Below are 15,527 nucleotides of genomic sequence, written 5' to 3'. Positions count from 1 at the left end.
TATGTGGCCTCAGATTATTTTTGCTGTAGTGACCATGATTGTATCGGTCGCAGTGTCTTTGATGATGAACAAGAATCAGAAGACGCGGACAGTGGCGGGTGAAGTTGAAGCCCCTAGCGTTGAATATGGGACACCGATCAAGGTGGTGCTCGGTTCACGTGATGTCGCGCCAACCTATACCTATTTTGGCGATCAAAAGGCGGTGGCGCTGAAAAAATGAAAATTTACATTCGACATATTCGGGCTGCGAAGTATTGCAGAAAAGAGGGCGTTAAGCCCTTTTTTGATGCCCATCATTGGGACTGGCCAGATTTCTTGGCCAATGGGATTGATGCCCAAAAGTTGATTGATACACAAGATGCTATGGCTTTAAACGTCGTAAAGATTGCACAGGAAGAACACAATGAGCGGTGGAAAAAAACAGACATACGCACATAAATACTATGCAGGTTGGCAAGCGGTTCTTGCCCATGCAGGGTGCTTTCTTCGTCGCATTTGGGTAGAAGATAAAGAAGCCTGGTATGGAGGGATGGGTAATGGATCAAGCCGTATTGCGCAGCAAAATTTATTTGGTGGTGTAGATGTTGGCGGTGGTGGTGGGGTAACTGGTAATTTTAATTATTATTCGGGTTTGCAAAACCAAATGCCAGATCCTTATTTAGAGCAAAAATTGGGTGTGGGCAATGTCCCTGCTTCACGCGGTGTTTGCTCATTTGTCTGGAAGCAAGGATACATTGGCACATCCAATTATATGAAGGATTGGAAATACCGTCTTTCATATGTGAATGGAATCAAGCCAACCTTTATTGATGGTGTGACCAACATTGTGATTGCAATGGACAGCTCACGCTCCATGACGCCTGAAGTGTTTAAGATTTTTACTTCAGGCGTTGCACGTTTAATGTATCTGATTGGAGATATGGTTGCGGTTTATGATGGCTCAACAGTCAATATTCGTTTGATGTTTTTTGATGATGAGTTATATGTTAAAGATTATCTTAACTTTCAAGAAACAGATGCACCCGATGCCGTAGCATGGATTGAGGCGAAAACCCAAGTATCGGGTGTTTCTATATCCAGCATGATCAGCAATGCAGAGAGCTTTTTAAACACACATCAAACTGAAAATAGCCGTCGAATTTTTGTGCCGATGCATGATGGTGCCGATGTCACTCCAGAGGTTATTGCACAGTTTCAAGCCATGTTTCATAACACGGCTGTGCATCAAACCCATACTGTACCCCGATCTGCTTCTTATTTTATTCGTCTAAATAATTTGTTGATGCAAGCCGATAACACGCCTGAAGACAATGTGGATGCAGGAATGTTTGTGTCTTGGGCCATTACCGATGATGCTGAAACGGTCTTCAATCTTGAATCATGGTTTGGGGTGCGCTCAGGTGAGCCTGATATGAATCCAGCGGATATGTTGTGGACCTGTATCACTAATACGGCTTGGGGCATGGGGCAGCCTGAAGAGATGCTGGATAAAGACAGCTTTTTAAATGCCTGGGCGGTGCTCAATCAAGAAGACATGTATATGTCGATCGTGTTTGATGATGAAGGTGAGATTGAGAAAATCATCGACTTGATCTGTGAGCACATTGATGCAGTGTGTACGGTAGACAGTCGCACCAATAAATGGGTGCTGACTCTGATTCGTGATGACTATATTGCAGATGACCTACTGATCCTAGATGAATCGAATGTCGGCAAGATTTCAGATTATGAAATCCGCACTGCAGCAGAGCAAATCAATCAGATCACCGTGACCTATTGGGAGAAAGAAACAGGCAAAGATGCCACGGTGACAGCACAAGATCCTGCACGTATTGCCCAAAATGGCTTGGTGAATAAGTCAGTGACCTATGATGGCTTTACCAATGCCAAGACTGCTTATACAGCTGCTGAGCGTGATTTAAAAGCACTTTCCAGTCCTTTAAAAATCGTCACGCTCAACAATGTTGATCCCGATACTGCATTGCAGCTGAAAGAAGGCAATGCCTTTCAATGGAATTGGGCTGCACATGGTGTGGATGGGGCGGTGATGCGTGTCAATTCGATTGACTATGGGGATGACCGCAACTTTGGGGCAACGATTGAAGCTATTGAAGATATGTTTAGCACCCCGATGAACTCTGTAGTGCCTTATGTGCCACCCTATGAGAATCCAGCCAATCAAGCGCCGCTTGATAATCCTCATGTCCGTGTACTTGAGCTTCAATACTATGACGCAGTGCAATTTGCCACTGAGTCAGAAGTGAATGCTGATCTTGCAGATGAGCCTACGCTGTCACGCGTTGCTGTGGTGGCCCCACGTGGCCAACAAAATGCGATGTCAGCTGAGATCTATGTGGATTCAGGTTCAGGCTATGCCTCTAAAGCAACGTTGGATTATTGCCCAAGTGCAGAATTGGCACAGGTCATTGGTAAAATGGAATCTACATTCGCTATTCGCAAAGTCGAGGATTTGGAAGAAATTGAGCTGGGTAAATGGATCTTGGTCAATGATGAGCATATGGCAGTGACCGCCATCAGTGAAACTGAAATTACGGTCAAACGTGGAGTGAACTATACCGTTCCGCAGGAGCATGCAGCAGGCTCTATGATCCTATTTTGTGATGACTACATTGCACTGGATGAAACGGATTATTTTGCGGGTGAATCGCTCAATGTGAAGGCACTCACCAAGACGGGATCGGCACAGCTTGCGCTTGGATCGGCAACGGCACATACATTGGAGATGGTTGGATTGGCAAACCGACCCTATCCACCTGCGAATGTGAAAATTAATGGTGAGTATTTCCCTGATGAAATTGAAACTGATTTGATTGTGACTTGGGTTGATCGTAATCGTTTGCAGCAAACTGGTGGTGAGATTATCGGTTGGTTTGATGACGGTGTGACGATTGAAAGTGGCGTGACATATCAATTGATTTTAGTTGAGCGTGATGAAAATGAAGTTGAATTGAGCACTCAAAGTCTGAGTCTTGGTGCACTTAATGCATTCACATTTGCAACATCTTCGATGGATGCGAATACACGCACGATTGAAATTACATTGAAGTCATTGCGCGATGGGTATGAATCATATTCTGCGTTTAATCACATAGTTGAGCTATCTCAATTCTTTAGTGAGCCGCATAACATCAGCTATGTCGTTAGGGAGGTATAAGAGGTGGGTATAGAAATAGATTATGCATATAGTGTCGATGGGTTGTTCCATAGTATTAATTATTATCGTTCAGAATCACCTTTAGATATAAATAATATGCCATCGCCTGCAGCTACTGGAATTACCGAGCTGAATTACACTGATACGGAGGCCGAATCAGGGAAGATCTACTATGTCAGGTTCGGTAGTGTTAAGGCTGATATTGAAAAAATTAGTGATCAAATTACGGTATCAACCGGTGGAATTGTTGAGTATGCAGATACCTATCTAAACCTATTTGCAGATGTTGTGGATAGAGGATTAAAACCAAAAGTATTTACTGGATCAGACATTAGTTTTAGTGCTAATTTTGCGGTGTTTAATGGATCATCATCCTCAATCACTTCACCAGCAAGCAGCGATTTTGGTTTTGGAACCAATGATTTTACAATTGAGCTTGCAATAAAAAGCACTGGTGCTGCATCCAGATGTCTTATTGATTTTCGAGATGCGTCAAATGGTAACGTGTCGCTGTGGTATGCACCAAATGGCGTTTATTGGCTAGATGATCTAACTTTTGAAAAGACGTCTGATGTTGTTATGAATGATGGTTCTGTGCATCATATTGCTGTTGTTCGTAGATTGAATAATCTTAAAATTTACATTGATGGCATTCAGAGTTTTAGCAAAACAACAACCAAGAACTACGGTGCTTCAAGATCTGTATCTATCGGAAAAACTTTTAACAACGCATCATATTTTTCAGGGTCTATTCGGAAAGTTCGAATCACAAAAGGAGTTGCAGTTTATCTAACCAACTTCACTTCAACATATCAAATTTAGCACCCAATAGGGTGCTTTTTTATTGCCAAAAATAGGGGAAATATGTGGAGCCGGTCTCTAGCAGCATTGCTGCATTTTTAAAATTTTACGGGATGGTGATTGTCACAACGTTGGCAATTTTGATGGTTGCAACCGTTGTCCTTATGATGCGTATGCCTCGCTCACCACAGGAATGGGTCACCGGTTTGATTTGCACAGTGGTTTCAAGTTTGGCAGGTGGTGCATTCATCATTGTTAAATTTAGTCTCCATCAATGGGTGACCGATATATGGGGAATGATTGCCTTGGGGGGATTCTTTTTTGCATGTGGATTGCCTGGCTGGGCCTTAGTCCGCTGGGTATTTAATTTTATTGATCAGCGTGAAGGTCGGACACTGATTGAAATTATTCGTGAAATTAAGGGTGAATATAGAAAATGAATAAGAAACTGACTGAAGCACAAATTACAGATCAAGCCAAAACATTAGGTATTGAAGTTGCTGCACTCCGGGCAGTGATTGAGGTGGAATGCAAAGGCTCAGGCTTCAATGTTGATGGAACGCCGGTCATTCTGTTTGAACGGCATGTGATGCGACAGCGCTTGATCGCAAACAAACGTGATATTGATCTAAAGCTGATCAGTGTTGAACGACCAGATCTATGCAGTAAATCTGTAGGTGGTTATGGTTTGTATTCTGCCCAGCATGGCCGTTTAAATGCCGCAGCTCAGTATCATCGTGATTCTGCCCTTGAATCTGCATCTTGGGGGATTGGTCAGGTTATGGGCTATCACTGGAAAGCTTTAGGCTACCCATCATTGCAGGCGTTCATCAATGCAATGTATCGGGATGAAGCTTCACAGCTGGATGCTATGTGCCGATTCATCAAGGTAAATAACTTGATCAATGCTCTCAAGAACAAAGATTGGGAAGCTTTTGCACGTGGTTATAACGGCTCGGCATATGCTAAGAACAGTTATGACGTGAAACTTGGTAATGCCTATAAAAAATGGAGTAAATAATGCCAATACTCATAAGCTTATGGAAATTCAAATACTGGATCGCAATTGCGGTCCTTTCTTTTATGTGGCTTGGGCAAATTGCATATACCAATCATTTGAGCGGAAAACTTAAAGAAGCTGACACAAAGTGCACAACCAAAATTCAAGAAATTGAACGTAAGCAAATCGAAGCTTTAGCGGAAAAACAAGATGAAATCAATCAAGTGAGTGCTGACTATGAGCAAGCAAAATCAGAGCAACGTGGACAGGTCGAAACAGTTACACGTGAAGTGCAAAAGATCATTGAGCGTCCTATTTATCTCAACCATTGCATTGATGATTCTGGGCTGCAGCAACTCAATTCCCTTATCGCCAACGGTTCCAGCGAACCTCCTTGAACCTTGCGCAGATTTGTAAAAGTTAGAGTCTGGACAGGGTAAAGTGGCTTTAGTCTGGTCTATTGATGTAGTAGCTAAATACAATGACTGTAAGGCGAAGCATGGTGCTGTAGTCACTATTATCAAATAATTGTGTAAGGTAAAACTACTCTTGTAAAGAATGCCTCTATCTTTTAAGAATGGGGCATTATTCTTAAGCATCTGTGATTAAAAACTGATATATTCGAAAAAATCTAGTTTAAATAAATATTTAAAATGCAAGAGATTTTATGCTTTATTGATACGTGGTTTCGTCCTCTATTAGTTGTTTTTGCTACGATTATTGGCCTATATATTACTTTTAAAAAATTTGGATATTCTGTATCAGTTACTTACAAAGAGAGTTATCAAAGGCTGAGTGGTAGTAGAATAACCGATATAGTTATTACGAATCATAGAGATAGGCCAGTAAATATATTCTCGGTTATTGCCATCTTTGATAAAGAGATAGCTTTGACATTACAAGAATTCAATCCCCCATTAATTCTAAAGCCATATGAGACATTAGCACTTGAGACTGATCCATACTCCTCATTATCAATAAATGGAGACTTGTTTGAACCTGATTTATCTTTTGCGGAAATACAAATAGAAACGATAGATAAATTGGTAAAGTGTAAAACAAGAAAAAAACCAAAACTCCACCAAAATTTTAGACTTGTGACAAAAAAAATTAGGAAATTTAATGGATTTGTACATAGAGAAAGTTATAAATATGTATTGGTATATAGGATAAACGGAAATTTAAAAACTACGTTTATAGATAATTCTGGAATGTTTGTTAATGATTGGGATTTTGAGTTTAATAAAATTAAGCCAGCAAATAATAATGAAATTGTTGCAGATGAAATATTCATAATTCTAAAGAAATATGGATTAGATAAAATATTTGAAAATTATGCTTTATATAGGATTGCATCTAATTCTTATGATCTTGTCGAACAATGAGTGAAGGCGTTTCCTACGACAGGCTACATGCTTTTTACGGTTATATATGATTTAGAATCTAAATTCTTTCGTAAAATGGTGCAGCTTGAATTATATGATCTTGGTTGGGTGCCACATTTTTTGCCACATCTATTTGCTAGATAGTGATATGCTATAAATCTAAAAGACATTAAGTATATGAATAATATTAATTATTTTAGAATAGAATTAAATAGCCTTTTATCAAATCGGGTTCAACTCCCGCCACCTCCACCAAAATTCCCCAAATAAAACAAGCGCCTTAATAGGCGCTTGTTTTTTTGACAGGTATTTGACAGGTTTAGTCTATCTTGAGCTTTCCCATCTCTATTTTGTTCTTATCCCCATGCATCCACTTCGCATAGCGCTTCATCATCATCTGTAAGCTATGGCCCATTTGATTGGATACAAAAACGGGGTTTAAGCCATCCATAAGCATCATAGTCGCATAAGTATGTCGAGCGTTGTAAGCAGGGCGGTGGCGAATACCGCATGCTTTTAGTGCCGCTACCAGCCTATTACGTGGTGGTTTCTCATTAAAAAAAGGTTCACCAGTTTCAGGGCAGAGCATCAAATATTTACTCTGAATATTTCTATCCTTTTTATATTTAATTAACTCTTGTGCTGCTTTCTTGGATCGTGCATTCAAACAAACTTCACGCGCCGTGTGAGTTTTCGTCACGTTTTTTTCAACACCGCGAACCCGACTTTTATTAACTTTGAACATTCCACTAAAAAAATCAAAATCTGACTCTTTTAATGCAATTAGTTCAGAGGGGCGGCATCCAGTCCAAAAAGCTAGTTCGTAATACCAATAATATAAAATTTCATCTCCCTTTAAAGTCGTTTTAAGATTTTCAAGTATTGCGTCCATTTCTGGTCTACTAAAGGGATCTGGAATATCAACTTGTACTTTTTTATTCCTTATGCTGTCTAACGGGTTTTCTGTAATAAATTTATTTTCCATTGCACAATCGAAAACCCCACGTAAAGGAATAAGGCAATTATTTAGAGTTTTCGCTGTTTTAAAATCACGATCAATAATAGCCTCTTTAATGTTCTCAATTGATATTGAGTTGATTGGCATAAGTGCGAAATAACCCATCCAATGAAATTCCAAAATATTTAAATAACCTTTTTTGGTATCGGTATTACTTTCACAGAATTTAAGATATTTCTGAGCGACCTCTTGAAATAGAATACCGCCGTTGACAATGACTGCGTCATCATCAACGAGCTGGCCTCTTGCTTCGGCAATATCACTATCAGTTAAAATACCCCATTCAGCCTTTGTTATTAACTGAGCTCTAATTTTAGCGGCCGCCGAGATACCTTCTGCACTTGGGGGGTGAGGTAGCGTGATGTTGTACTCTTTCTTTCTTCTCTCGAAGTAGATTTGGATCGCCCCGTTTCTGATACGCACGCCAGTTGGCATCGACTTTGTGCTTTTTGAGTCAGCCATTCATTGAAACCTTTAATTGAGTAGTAAATATTTCCATCTTGTTTAGTCCAAACAAGATCTTCTTGCCAATTTTTACGGCGGTGGGTCAGTTTCTCCTCATTAATGCCTGTAAGTGCTGAAAACTGGCTGGCACTAACCCAATCCAATGGGATTAGACCAAAGCGCGAAAGTAGCTCTAAGAGTTCCTCATTCATGAGTGCACACTCCATTCATCACAAACTATATTTCGACATCCTATAAAGTCGTAAGGATTGTCCTGCCAAGTAATACGTCCGCATGAAGGGCAATTGAATCGGTGCTTTGGATCCGCCTTTCTACGCTGATACTTCTTAACTATTTCAGGAGTCTTTAGGCCAGCGCCAAAAACCATTTTTCGCTTATTGATATTACGATGTTCGAAAGTTCGACGTTTTACCTTGTCGGCTAATGCAAATGGCATTACCACATAACGATCATCAAGGCTCTTAGCTCTTTCAACCCCAACCACTGATGCTTTATCAAAATCAGTCGATGTGCAGTATTTGTCCACATTCAGCCAGTAAACATCATTGCCATCCCATTTACTTTTTTCAAAGGCAACATAAGTATTGTGTATATCGTTGAATGGCTGGGTTTTATTAGGAATAAGCTGACAATCAACTTTCCATATAGCCAAAGCATCTACATGATCAGCGGAAATTGGTAGGCAATCGCCGCATGATAAAGCCCAATATTTTTGAGCTTCTTCAAGCGTATACACATGAGCCTGATCCAAATCAGTGTGATAACCACATTCTTCATGTCGATGCCAAACCACATTCGATCCAAGGTAGCCATGTGAAGAGGTGAGATAGAATCTATTTTTCATGGCACCTCCTTCAAACTTTGAGCTACTACTGGAGGCAAATCCTCAGATAATCCTTCATACCAATAGATGTCACTATCTTCACCGCGTGCATCCATTTCACCATCATGACCACAATTACAGCACTTAACTTTATCCCCATCATTGAACGTACCATCGATTGAAGATGTTGAGTAGATAACCGCTTCAGCATGACCACAGTTAAAACAATTTGAACCCCAGTCCATTTTTATTTCAATCATGACTTTGCTCCTGTGCTTCGATCATTGCTTTACAGTGTGCGGCTACTTTTTCAGCCTCAGCCTTTAATTTGAATGTTTCGTAATATCCGACATCACTATTTTCTTCATCCCATTGGATTGCAGCAAAAACAGGGTCTTGATCCAGTTCATATGAAACTCGATGTTCAACTTCTACCACTTCACCAACTGGTATATCGCAAAGCCATTCAGGGTCTTCACGGTAAATGTTTTCACTATCATCCAAATACCAAGTTTTGATTTCTTTAACTGGCACCAAAACAAACCCTTCAGGAACCGCTTGGGCTGTAGCTGCTTGCCACAGCTCCCAATCACTTTTAAAATTCCAGCCTGCATACCGATTATTTGGGAATCTTTTCTCGCAATCATCTAAGTCTTTTTTTAATGTTTCATAATCTATGCCTATTTGTTTAGCTTTAAATCTTTCAAACGCTTCTTGTTCTTTCTGAATTCCCATCACACTCTCCTGAGCAAACATCTGCGCAAAAACCTGATTTATTGTTTAAATTGCGCAAATAATTGCTCTAAATATTCATTTAACCACTGGCACAATCGTCAATTGACCGCCTGTTGTTGATTCAATCAATTTAGTGAAATAACCAATTGCATTACCTAATGTTGTTTCATCAGCTTGAGCAGGGCGCTTTACTAAAATCTCAATCGCTTCTAAAAGTTTTCGCTTTTCATGCACTTCCATCACGCAACCTCAACCTTCAAAATATATTTCTGGCCGCCACTGGTGAACTCAACCACTTCATTGTTCGCAAGTAAGTAGTGTCCGACAGCTTCAATATTTTTAGCACTCATGCCGTTTTTGGCTCTAACTCTGCGTCTATCACATTCAAGACACGCATTTGACTTCACAGATCGTTCGGAGGTGCCGCACGACTTACATGGGGCAACAGGCTTATAACTTTTTAAGCCACTCTTTTCAGCACGTGTACGCAAGATATGATTTTGATGACTGTTCGGGCGCTCAGCACTTTTAACCGCTGTGTCTACATTGCAGTAATTAAACTCAGCTTTGTTTGTATTGACCGCTTGTTTAATTTGACCGCCGCTTTTAACAAATTTAGCAATCGCTTCCGAATAATCGGGCTTAATTTTCGTTTCAAACATCACGCCACCTCAATCTTCTTATTCAGCGCTTCAATAAATTGCTTGCCGATAATTAACCAGTGATTTAGAAAATCCCACCAAAGCAACTGGCATGCTTTATTCATTTTTCCGTTCTGCCAAAGCACTATTTGTCTGCGCTCTTTCGGCATTTTGGGATTTATACAAGTGATAGAACCATCAGCATTTGTCTTTGTGGTAAAACCAACAACAGATAAAAACATCGTGAATTGGTCCATGTGTCTTTTAGGGACTTTTTTCATGCAACCACCTATTTACTTGTGTTTTCAGCAAAATCAATAACGTCCTGAGGTACAGAGCGCTTAGATTGATTTGAAACAGAAAGTTGAACTTTTACAGTGCGCAAAATTTCACGCCCAAGACCTGCAACAGAGTCACCAACGGCAGGTTGCATCTGACCACTCTTAACAGCAGTTAATGAGTCCCAAAGTGCATTTTTAAGTTGTTCAGCAGTTAATTGATTGCTCATAATTTCTTTTCCGTGTTTGGCGTTTATTCAATGTGCCTTTCAGTGCTGCGCGTTCTGTAAAATCAAGCCTTTCAGTTACTTCTGTTTCCAATTCATTAAGAAGCAAAGCTGACTCATAGAACTCGCCATACTGTTTCTTGGCTCGGTATATCTGGTCATATTTCTGCTTGTAGGCCCTATATTTTGGTGTCCTGCAATACTCAACATGCCTATGCATTCTTTGCTTACGTTTAGCCTTTGCTGTCACTGGATCGTAGGTTCGTTGAAAGTACTCAGCCTTTTTTATCTTGAGTGATTCAAGGTTTTTTAGGCGGTACTGGCGGTCATACTCAGCCTTTTCAATTTTCTTTTGCTCATCGGTTTTTAGTGACCGTCTATGAATGCCGCTACATGTACGAGAGCAAAATAAATACCCTACTTTTCTCAATGTCCTATTTGCTTCGCCATTTTCACGTTGGAATTGGTTACCACAAATAGAACAAAGAAAATTACCCAGTGCCATGTCACACTACCTTTATGAGTGGTGTTACTCATCCTCATCTTCTTCGGATGGGTCATATCCCTTGAGCTCTTTGCATAAGGAATCGCAATCTTCTTTTAAAGTGTCTCTTTCTGATTCAAGTACGCCGTCTTTGTAGTTTCGAATGAACCAAAAATTATGACCTTCATCAAAAGCTTTAACGGTGCAACTTAATTTAAATTGAGCAATCCATGCGTCCAGAATAACGATAGGTGAGTTCCAAGCGGTATCAAAAGTCACTTGGGCATCTGCCACATTCACATCGTATGCATTCCATTTCGTTCCCCAGTTTGGGATCGCCCATTGGTACCAAGTTTTAGCGCCGTGGTTATCTACGTTCGAAATGATCTGTTGCCCGAGCTTTAATAGGTTTTCAGGGGTTTCGGAATTGTCATCAATTAGACGTTTAGCAGTAGCTAGATCACGTAGAACTACATCTTCTTTTGAAGAGAAAAATTCATCTTCGAAATATTTCTCAATTTGATCGGCTGTAATCTCTGACTTGAAGCCTTCAGACAAAGCATATGCGAGTGCAGCATCAGTACGAGATCCTGATTCAACATTTAGAGCTTCAGGCATTGGAATGACTTTATTGAAGTCAAATTCACGTGCGTCAGTACGCATGAAATCAAGTGCATCTTTTGCATTTGCAGAAGTGATCTCAATCTTATTAGTCACATGGTTTGGCATTGTAATATTCCTATGTTTGAAAATTAGTTTAGAGACGCAAACTGCATTTGATGCTTAACAGCCATTGCTTTCTGATGTTCAACATCATCGGCACAGCCTTTCAAAATAACTAAACAAATACTGAAAATACTGATCATTAGTAGGGTGCTTGCTGCAAAGTTCTTTACCAACTCAATAACTGGCTTATGTTGTGGCTTTGTTTCTTCCAAGGTCGGTTCTTGGTAGAGGATTGCAGATGTTTGGCTTTTGGTTGTGCCAAACTCAGGTAATTTGCTATGAGATGCGCGTTGATTCATAATTATCCCCGTAAGCGTGCAAGTGTTTACATTGGGCCCTGATCGCCGTGCAAAGTTATCAGGGCTTTTTGATGCCTAAAATTAAGCTGTGAATGTTCCAATACGAACAGGGTTGTCAGGCAGTAATTCAATTACTTTGGCTTTAAAGTCTTGAATGATTTCGTCTAGCAACAATTCTTCTTTCACGATCTGAATTGAGAAGACTGGCTTATCATCATTTGTGTTGATGACTAGACGCAGAACAATAAGACGCTCATCTAAGCCAAAGTAAGCAGAGTCGCGGATCTTGAAATATGCAGGCGTAAATTCTTCTTTAGAACGCGCTTCAACTTGGTCAAAGCGAGAGCGACTTTCAGACATATTGCCTACTGAATGATCGGCGCTAACCGTCGCATCAATTTTCATATTGCGAACAGCTGCCAATGCTTGTGCGCCACCAATCACATTGCCTAAAGCATCAGTAATTTCTAATACACTTACCCAGTCTTCCAAGAAGACAGCAAAATCACGCTGAGAAAGTTTGCGGTCTTTAAGTGCATTCAACTTTGACCAAACAACAGTTGGTTCTAGTTGTAAGATGGCTTTGTGGTCGCAATGGCCTTGTTCATATACACCATCTGAATAATTCAAAATGCATGTGGCTGTAACATTTTTATGATCAACAAAGACAGGTGCATCGCCGAACTGACCGTCAATAACAAATGATTTGAAGTCTGCCATTGTTGGGGTTTTTAAAACACCACGTGCACGCTCACGACCACCTTGGAAAATTTCTAAATCTTGAATTTTATAATCTTCATGTACCGCAACTAAATCACCACGAGCTACATCTTTAACTGGGTTTGCAAGTACCGCGATTGCATTTGCTTCTGTATTTTCCATTTGGAACATTCCTATTGAGGGTTAAAAAAATTAAAGGTTTTGTGTTGTTGGTTAAGCTTTTTCGAATTCGTTAAACAATTGTTTTGTGTGATTGGCGAAGATAGTCACGCTGCCATCGTTGTTTAAATACATTGGTGTTTCAGAGGTTGTATCTTCTGAGCGTTTGCCTTTGGCAGTAGGTTCTACATAGGCAAGGGTGTGCGAGATATTCACCTGGTTCGATTCACCAATACGTGCAATATCGATAGTTACTTTGACTTGGCCTTTTTTGCCATTTGCTACAACGCCTTGAGCTACTTCTGAAATAGCGATACCAAGTTGCTGCGAGAAATTACCGCCTGAGAGGTCGGCAACGAATTGAGGTGCATCTGTTTGTTTTGTCATTTTGGTTTACTCACATTGGGTTGGTGTGTGAGAAAAGATTAACTCTAGTTAATAATATAGTCAACAATAAAATTAACTAAAGTTAAAATAAAATAAACAACACTTGCTAACTAATATTTATAAGACAATAAAAAGCCCACCATAACGGCGGGCTCAATAAAGATTAAATTTTATTTGTTTTTCTTTACCATTTTTCAATTCGGGCAATTTGCCAGACCCAACCATAAACTTGAAAGTCTTGATCAACTCGTTCAGTAGCAGTTAATACCTGCTCAGGATATTCAGCGGAATTGTCAGAAACAATCCGAACACCACCGAAAGGCATATTGTAAAGTCGTTTCGCATAATGCAAACCACCAATACAAATGACAAATATTCTCCCGTCTTTGATTTCTCTGCGCCCCAAGTCAATATGAATGGTATCGCCGTCTTGAATGGTTGGCGACATCGAATCTCCTGAAGCAGTTGCCGCTACTGCATTCTCTTTTGATATTGCAAGATTTCTAAGGGTTGCTTTTGACATACGCAACTTACGCTTTTCATTGGCAATATGTTCATTTATTGCCCCAGATCCACAAGCAAAAGAGAAATCTTTAAAGAAAGGAATCTCAACTTCATCTTCGTCCAGTGGTGTTGAATTATCCCAAGTTGTGATTGGTGTGAGGTTCGGTATAGCGTTAGCAGGACCTTTTCCAGTCAATAACCAATCATCAGTAACACCCAAGAACTCCGCTATTAATTTTAATTTCCCAGCCTTAGGTTCACTTTCTCCATGAAACCATTTACCTGCCGCAACAGGTGACACAGATGCAGCACGCGCTAAAGCTGCAGGTGTTACACCTTTTTCTTCCATTTTTTGTTTTAAGCGTTCGTGAAAAGACATAAAAAAACCCATCAAAAGTATTAACCAATGTTAATGCATACAGTTGTAACTGTGGTTTGCATGTGGTAACTTTGGTTAATTAACCGTAGTTAAGAGAAAATCATGAGACCGTCTGACCTAATGCGGTACTTCAAATGCAAAACCAAGCGCGAACTGTCGTTAAAAACTGGTTATTCAGAAGTCACTTTATGGAAGTGGGAAAAAAAAGGTATCCCGCCGCGTACTCAAGCAGTTTTTGAATTAACCACAAAAGGGAAATTGAAGGCTGATTTAGAAACCTTAACTCCATAAACATATTTTCACGTTTTCCAACAAATAGGTAAACGTGAATAAATTCAAGGATTCACATATGGACATTAGTAAAGAAACAAAAACAGCGCTGCATAAGATGGTCCATCAATCTACAGGTGTAAGCCCAAAAGATGTCGCAGATGTATTGGGTGTATCGCATAAAACTGTTTTGAATTATGCAAACCCAAATATGGAAACGCATTTGCCAAGCCTGAAAGCTTTTGAAGCAATGCTGACCTACACAGAAAATCCAGCAGTTTTAAAAGTTTGGGCACACAAAATCGGTTTGATGTTGGTCCCTGTAGAAAATACTGATGGTAAAGAGCACCACTTAAGCGTTTTGGAGTCTTTGCTAGGTATGAATGTTGGAAATGGTGCAGCAAACAAACAAGTTTTGAATGCATTGGAAGACGGTGTTGTGACTCCCGCGGAGATGGATGAGACGGATCACATTCTAGAAGAGATGGAACTCAAAATTCAATCACTACGCAAAGCCATGAAAGGTGAGTGCGCTAAGTATTTATCAGCTTTGCAAATAGAAAAAGCCTGATCGCAGAAATCAGGCTTTTAGTGTTCAAAAAACTAATAGAGGCAATCTTGTGAACAAAACCAATCTAACACAACACCCATGCGCTAACAAGTGCAGCAATTTTAAACAAGAGCAGTGCAACCACTGTTTAGTGACTCAAGTTGAAAAGCGCGAATTTGAATTAGGTCTGACACCCGATGAGGCGTATGTGAAAACCATATCGGTGGAAGCAACAACATGCTCAGATTTCGTGAAAGGCGACACGGTTGTATTTGTTGACGCATTTATGCCCGACGACCTTATGACGGTTCACCAGGTGCAAGACGATGGGGTTTTACTGAATGGTAATCGCAAATTTGCATTAGCTGATTTATTACGCCACGCCACGACTGTAGAGCTAAACGCTAAACGCCGTCTTTCATTGACTGAGCAAAGTTTGGGTGAAGTGTCGTGATAAAAAAAGGAAAAGCCCGAGAGTTGAGATCGGGCTTTAGCATTCAA

At 40.2% G+C, this 15,527-nt stretch carries 25 protein-coding genes; 11 read left to right on the top strand and 14 right to left on the bottom strand.

All coding sequences use genetic code 11. The annotated features are described in order from the left end of the window. Position 1: 1 nt before the first annotated feature. The 8 genes from ACFN7Z_RS13600 to ACFN7Z_RS13565 all read left to right on the top strand — a co-directional run bounded on the left by ACFN7Z_RS13600 (position 2) and on the right by ACFN7Z_RS13565 (position 6,361). The gene (locus ACFN7Z_RS13600) at positions 2-220 is read left to right on the top strand and encodes a hypothetical protein (RefSeq protein WP_395442018.1); all 219 of its coding nucleotides are present in this window, start codon (positions 2-4) and stop codon (positions 218-220) included. Further along, positions 217-438: a hypothetical protein gene (locus ACFN7Z_RS13595; protein ID WP_395442016.1), complete on the top strand. Its 222-nt coding sequence runs from the start codon at positions 217-219 to the stop codon at positions 436-438. Before ACFN7Z_RS13600 ends, ACFN7Z_RS13595 begins: the two co-directional genes overlap by 4 nt. Next, positions 404-3,175 carry a hypothetical protein gene (locus ACFN7Z_RS13590; RefSeq protein ID WP_395442014.1) on the top strand — a complete coding sequence of 924 codons (2,772 nt, stop codon included), beginning with the start codon at positions 404-406 and terminating at the stop codon, positions 3,173-3,175. The genes ACFN7Z_RS13595 and ACFN7Z_RS13590 overlap by 35 nt, the downstream gene beginning before the upstream one ends. A gap of 3 nt (positions 3,176-3,178) precedes the next feature. Next, positions 3,179-3,997: a LamG domain-containing protein gene (locus tag ACFN7Z_RS13585; protein ID WP_395442012.1), complete on the top strand. Its 819-nt coding sequence runs from the start codon at positions 3,179-3,181 to the stop codon at positions 3,995-3,997. 44 nt (positions 3,998-4,041) lie between these two features. Next, positions 4,042-4,416: a hypothetical protein gene (locus ACFN7Z_RS13580; protein WP_395442010.1), complete on the top strand. Its 375-nt coding sequence runs from the start codon at positions 4,042-4,044 to the stop codon at positions 4,414-4,416. Continuing rightward, positions 4,413-4,997, top strand: a complete 585-nt coding sequence (locus tag ACFN7Z_RS13575) for an N-acetylmuramidase family protein (RefSeq protein ID WP_395442008.1) — start codon at positions 4,413-4,415, stop codon at positions 4,995-4,997. The genes ACFN7Z_RS13580 and ACFN7Z_RS13575 overlap by 4 nt, the downstream gene beginning before the upstream one ends. Then, complete coding sequence (locus ACFN7Z_RS13570; RefSeq protein ID WP_395442006.1) at positions 4,997-5,374, top strand: hypothetical protein; 378 nt, start codon at positions 4,997-4,999, stop codon at positions 5,372-5,374. Before ACFN7Z_RS13575 ends, ACFN7Z_RS13570 begins: the two co-directional genes overlap by 1 nt. A gap of 255 nt (positions 5,375-5,629) precedes the next feature. After that, positions 5,630-6,361 carry a hypothetical protein gene (locus ACFN7Z_RS13565; RefSeq protein ID WP_094148333.1) on the top strand — a complete coding sequence of 244 codons (732 nt, stop codon included), beginning with the start codon at positions 5,630-5,632 and terminating at the stop codon, positions 6,359-6,361. A gap of 319 nt (positions 6,362-6,680) precedes the next feature. Here ACFN7Z_RS13565 and ACFN7Z_RS13560 read toward each other — a convergent pair whose 3' ends face one another. From ACFN7Z_RS13560 to ACFN7Z_RS13495, 14 genes are all read right to left on the bottom strand, one after another. Further along, on the bottom strand, positions 6,681-7,841 hold the full coding sequence (locus ACFN7Z_RS13560) for a tyrosine-type recombinase/integrase (RefSeq protein WP_395442004.1): 1,161 nt from the start codon (positions 7,839-7,841) through the stop codon (positions 6,681-6,683). Between the two features lie 190 nt (positions 7,842-8,031). Next, positions 8,032-8,688, bottom strand: a complete 657-nt coding sequence (locus ACFN7Z_RS13555) for a hypothetical protein (protein WP_395442002.1) — start codon at positions 8,686-8,688, stop codon at positions 8,032-8,034. Then, positions 8,685-8,927, bottom strand: a complete 243-nt coding sequence (locus ACFN7Z_RS13550; protein WP_395442000.1) for a hypothetical protein — start codon at positions 8,925-8,927, stop codon at positions 8,685-8,687. Before ACFN7Z_RS13550 ends, ACFN7Z_RS13555 begins: the two co-directional genes overlap by 4 nt. After that, entirely contained in the window at positions 8,920-9,402 is a 483-nt protein-coding gene (locus ACFN7Z_RS13545) for a hypothetical protein (protein ID WP_395441998.1), read from the bottom strand. Before ACFN7Z_RS13545 ends, ACFN7Z_RS13550 begins: the two co-directional genes overlap by 8 nt. Positions 9,403-9,477: 75 nt before the next feature. Then, complete coding sequence (locus tag ACFN7Z_RS13540; protein WP_395442681.1) at positions 9,478-9,645, bottom strand: hypothetical protein; 168 nt, start codon at positions 9,643-9,645, stop codon at positions 9,478-9,480. After that, a complete protein-coding gene (locus ACFN7Z_RS13535) occupies positions 9,642-10,064 on the bottom strand; it encodes a hypothetical protein (protein WP_395441996.1) in 423 nt (140 codons plus the stop codon). Before ACFN7Z_RS13535 ends, ACFN7Z_RS13540 begins: the two co-directional genes overlap by 4 nt. Beyond that, entirely contained in the window at positions 10,064-10,324 is a 261-nt protein-coding gene (locus tag ACFN7Z_RS13530; RefSeq protein ID WP_395441995.1) for a hypothetical protein, read from the bottom strand. Before ACFN7Z_RS13530 ends, ACFN7Z_RS13535 begins: the two co-directional genes overlap by 1 nt. A gap of 8 nt (positions 10,325-10,332) precedes the next feature. Next, positions 10,333-10,551: a hypothetical protein gene (locus tag ACFN7Z_RS13525; RefSeq protein WP_004694172.1), complete on the bottom strand. Its 219-nt coding sequence runs from the start codon at positions 10,549-10,551 to the stop codon at positions 10,333-10,335. Then, positions 10,529-11,053 (bottom strand): hypothetical protein, encoded by a 525-nt coding sequence (locus tag ACFN7Z_RS13520; protein WP_395441994.1) that lies wholly within the window; start codon positions 11,051-11,053, stop codon positions 10,529-10,531. Before ACFN7Z_RS13520 ends, ACFN7Z_RS13525 begins: the two co-directional genes overlap by 23 nt. A 24-nt stretch (positions 11,054-11,077) precedes the next feature. Further along, entirely contained in the window at positions 11,078-11,761 is a 684-nt protein-coding gene (locus ACFN7Z_RS13515) for a hypothetical protein (protein ID WP_395441992.1), read from the bottom strand. Between the two features lie 23 nt (positions 11,762-11,784). Next, entirely contained in the window at positions 11,785-12,057 is a 273-nt protein-coding gene (locus ACFN7Z_RS13510; protein WP_395441990.1) for a hypothetical protein, read from the bottom strand. 81 nt (positions 12,058-12,138) lie between these two features. Beyond that, positions 12,139-12,939 (bottom strand): DUF2303 family protein, encoded by an 801-nt coding sequence (locus tag ACFN7Z_RS13505; protein ID WP_395441988.1) that lies wholly within the window; start codon positions 12,937-12,939, stop codon positions 12,139-12,141. 51 nt (positions 12,940-12,990) lie between these two features. Continuing rightward, positions 12,991-13,323 carry a hypothetical protein gene (locus ACFN7Z_RS13500; protein ID WP_062034566.1) on the bottom strand — a complete coding sequence of 111 codons (333 nt, stop codon included), beginning with the start codon at positions 13,321-13,323 and terminating at the stop codon, positions 12,991-12,993. 184 nt (positions 13,324-13,507) lie between these two features. Beyond that, a complete protein-coding gene (locus ACFN7Z_RS13495) occupies positions 13,508-14,206 on the bottom strand; it encodes an XRE family transcriptional regulator (RefSeq protein WP_395441986.1) in 699 nt (232 codons plus the stop codon). 102 nt (positions 14,207-14,308) lie between these two features. Between ACFN7Z_RS13495 and ACFN7Z_RS13490 the strand changes: the two genes are divergently transcribed. From ACFN7Z_RS13490 to ACFN7Z_RS13480, 3 genes are read left to right on the top strand one after another with little or no spacing between them, the layout of a single operon-like run. Then, on the top strand, positions 14,309-14,497 hold the full coding sequence (locus ACFN7Z_RS13490; protein WP_110975155.1) for a hypothetical protein: 189 nt from the start codon (positions 14,309-14,311) through the stop codon (positions 14,495-14,497). A 58-nt stretch (positions 14,498-14,555) separates the two neighbouring features. Next, the gene (locus ACFN7Z_RS13485; RefSeq protein WP_063454637.1) at positions 14,556-15,047 is read left to right on the top strand and encodes a phage regulatory CII family protein; all 492 of its coding nucleotides are present in this window, start codon (positions 14,556-14,558) and stop codon (positions 15,045-15,047) included. Between the two features lie 49 nt (positions 15,048-15,096). Next, positions 15,097-15,480, top strand: a complete 384-nt coding sequence (locus tag ACFN7Z_RS13480; RefSeq protein WP_395441983.1) for a hypothetical protein — start codon at positions 15,097-15,099, stop codon at positions 15,478-15,480. The last annotated feature ends 47 nt before the right edge of the window (positions 15,481-15,527 follow it).

It is taken from the genome of Acinetobacter sp. P1332 (assembly GCF_044057475.1).
In the GTDB taxonomy this organism is placed as follows: domain Bacteria; phylum Pseudomonadota; class Gammaproteobacteria; order Pseudomonadales; family Moraxellaceae; genus Acinetobacter; species Acinetobacter johnsonii.
This window is presented reverse-complemented; position numbering and strand designations above follow the sequence as displayed.

What these genes read in the sequence shown, in the direction of transcription:
- ACFN7Z_RS13600 (WP_395442018.1), top strand. Translation starts at nt 2, where the DNA reads ATGTGGCCTCAGATTATTTTTGCTGTAGTGACCATGATTGTATCGGTC.
- ACFN7Z_RS13595 (WP_395442016.1), top strand. Translation starts at nt 217, where the DNA reads ATGAAAATTTACATTCGACATATTCGGGCTGCGAAGTATTGCAGAAAA.
- ACFN7Z_RS13590 (WP_395442014.1), top strand. Translation starts at nt 404, where the DNA reads ATGAGCGGTGGAAAAAAACAGACATACGCACATAAATACTATGCAGGT.
- ACFN7Z_RS13575 (WP_395442008.1), top strand. Translation starts at nt 4,413, where the DNA reads ATGAATAAGAAACTGACTGAAGCACAAATTACAGATCAAGCCAAAACA.
- ACFN7Z_RS13570 (WP_395442006.1), top strand. Translation starts at nt 4,997, where the DNA reads ATGCCAATACTCATAAGCTTATGGAAATTCAAATACTGGATCGCAATT.
- ACFN7Z_RS13565 (WP_094148333.1), top strand. Translation starts at nt 5,630, where the DNA reads ATGCAAGAGATTTTATGCTTTATTGATACGTGGTTTCGTCCTCTATTA.
- ACFN7Z_RS13560 (WP_395442004.1), bottom strand. Translation starts at nt 7,841, where the DNA reads ATGGCTGACTCAAAAAGCACAAAGTCGATGCCAACTGGCGTGCGTATC.
- ACFN7Z_RS13555 (WP_395442002.1), bottom strand. Translation starts at nt 8,688, where the DNA reads ATGAAAAATAGATTCTATCTCACCTCTTCACATGGCTACCTTGGATCG.
- ACFN7Z_RS13550 (WP_395442000.1), bottom strand. Translation starts at nt 8,927, where the DNA reads ATGATTGAAATAAAAATGGACTGGGGTTCAAATTGTTTTAACTGTGGT.
- ACFN7Z_RS13545 (WP_395441998.1), bottom strand. Translation starts at nt 9,402, where the DNA reads ATGGGAATTCAGAAAGAACAAGAAGCGTTTGAAAGATTTAAAGCTAAA.
- ACFN7Z_RS13535 (WP_395441996.1), bottom strand. Translation starts at nt 10,064, where the DNA reads ATGTTTGAAACGAAAATTAAGCCCGATTATTCGGAAGCGATTGCTAAA.
- ACFN7Z_RS13530 (WP_395441995.1), bottom strand. Translation starts at nt 10,324, where the DNA reads ATGAAAAAAGTCCCTAAAAGACACATGGACCAATTCACGATGTTTTTA.
- ACFN7Z_RS13525 (WP_004694172.1), bottom strand. Translation starts at nt 10,551, where the DNA reads ATGAGCAATCAATTAACTGCTGAACAACTTAAAAATGCACTTTGGGAC.
- ACFN7Z_RS13520 (WP_395441994.1), bottom strand. Translation starts at nt 11,053, where the DNA reads ATGGCACTGGGTAATTTTCTTTGTTCTATTTGTGGTAACCAATTCCAA.
- ACFN7Z_RS13515 (WP_395441992.1), bottom strand. Translation starts at nt 11,761, where the DNA reads ATGCCAAACCATGTGACTAATAAGATTGAGATCACTTCTGCAAATGCA.
- ACFN7Z_RS13510 (WP_395441990.1), bottom strand. Translation starts at nt 12,057, where the DNA reads ATGAATCAACGCGCATCTCATAGCAAATTACCTGAGTTTGGCACAACC.
- ACFN7Z_RS13505 (WP_395441988.1), bottom strand. Translation starts at nt 12,939, where the DNA reads ATGGAAAATACAGAAGCAAATGCAATCGCGGTACTTGCAAACCCAGTT.
- ACFN7Z_RS13500 (WP_062034566.1), bottom strand. Translation starts at nt 13,323, where the DNA reads ATGACAAAACAAACAGATGCACCTCAATTCGTTGCCGACCTCTCAGGC.
- ACFN7Z_RS13495 (WP_395441986.1), bottom strand. Translation starts at nt 14,206, where the DNA reads ATGTCTTTTCACGAACGCTTAAAACAAAAAATGGAAGAAAAAGGTGTA.
- ACFN7Z_RS13490 (WP_110975155.1), top strand. Translation starts at nt 14,309, where the DNA reads ATGAGACCGTCTGACCTAATGCGGTACTTCAAATGCAAAACCAAGCGC.
- ACFN7Z_RS13485 (WP_063454637.1), top strand. Translation starts at nt 14,556, where the DNA reads ATGGACATTAGTAAAGAAACAAAAACAGCGCTGCATAAGATGGTCCAT.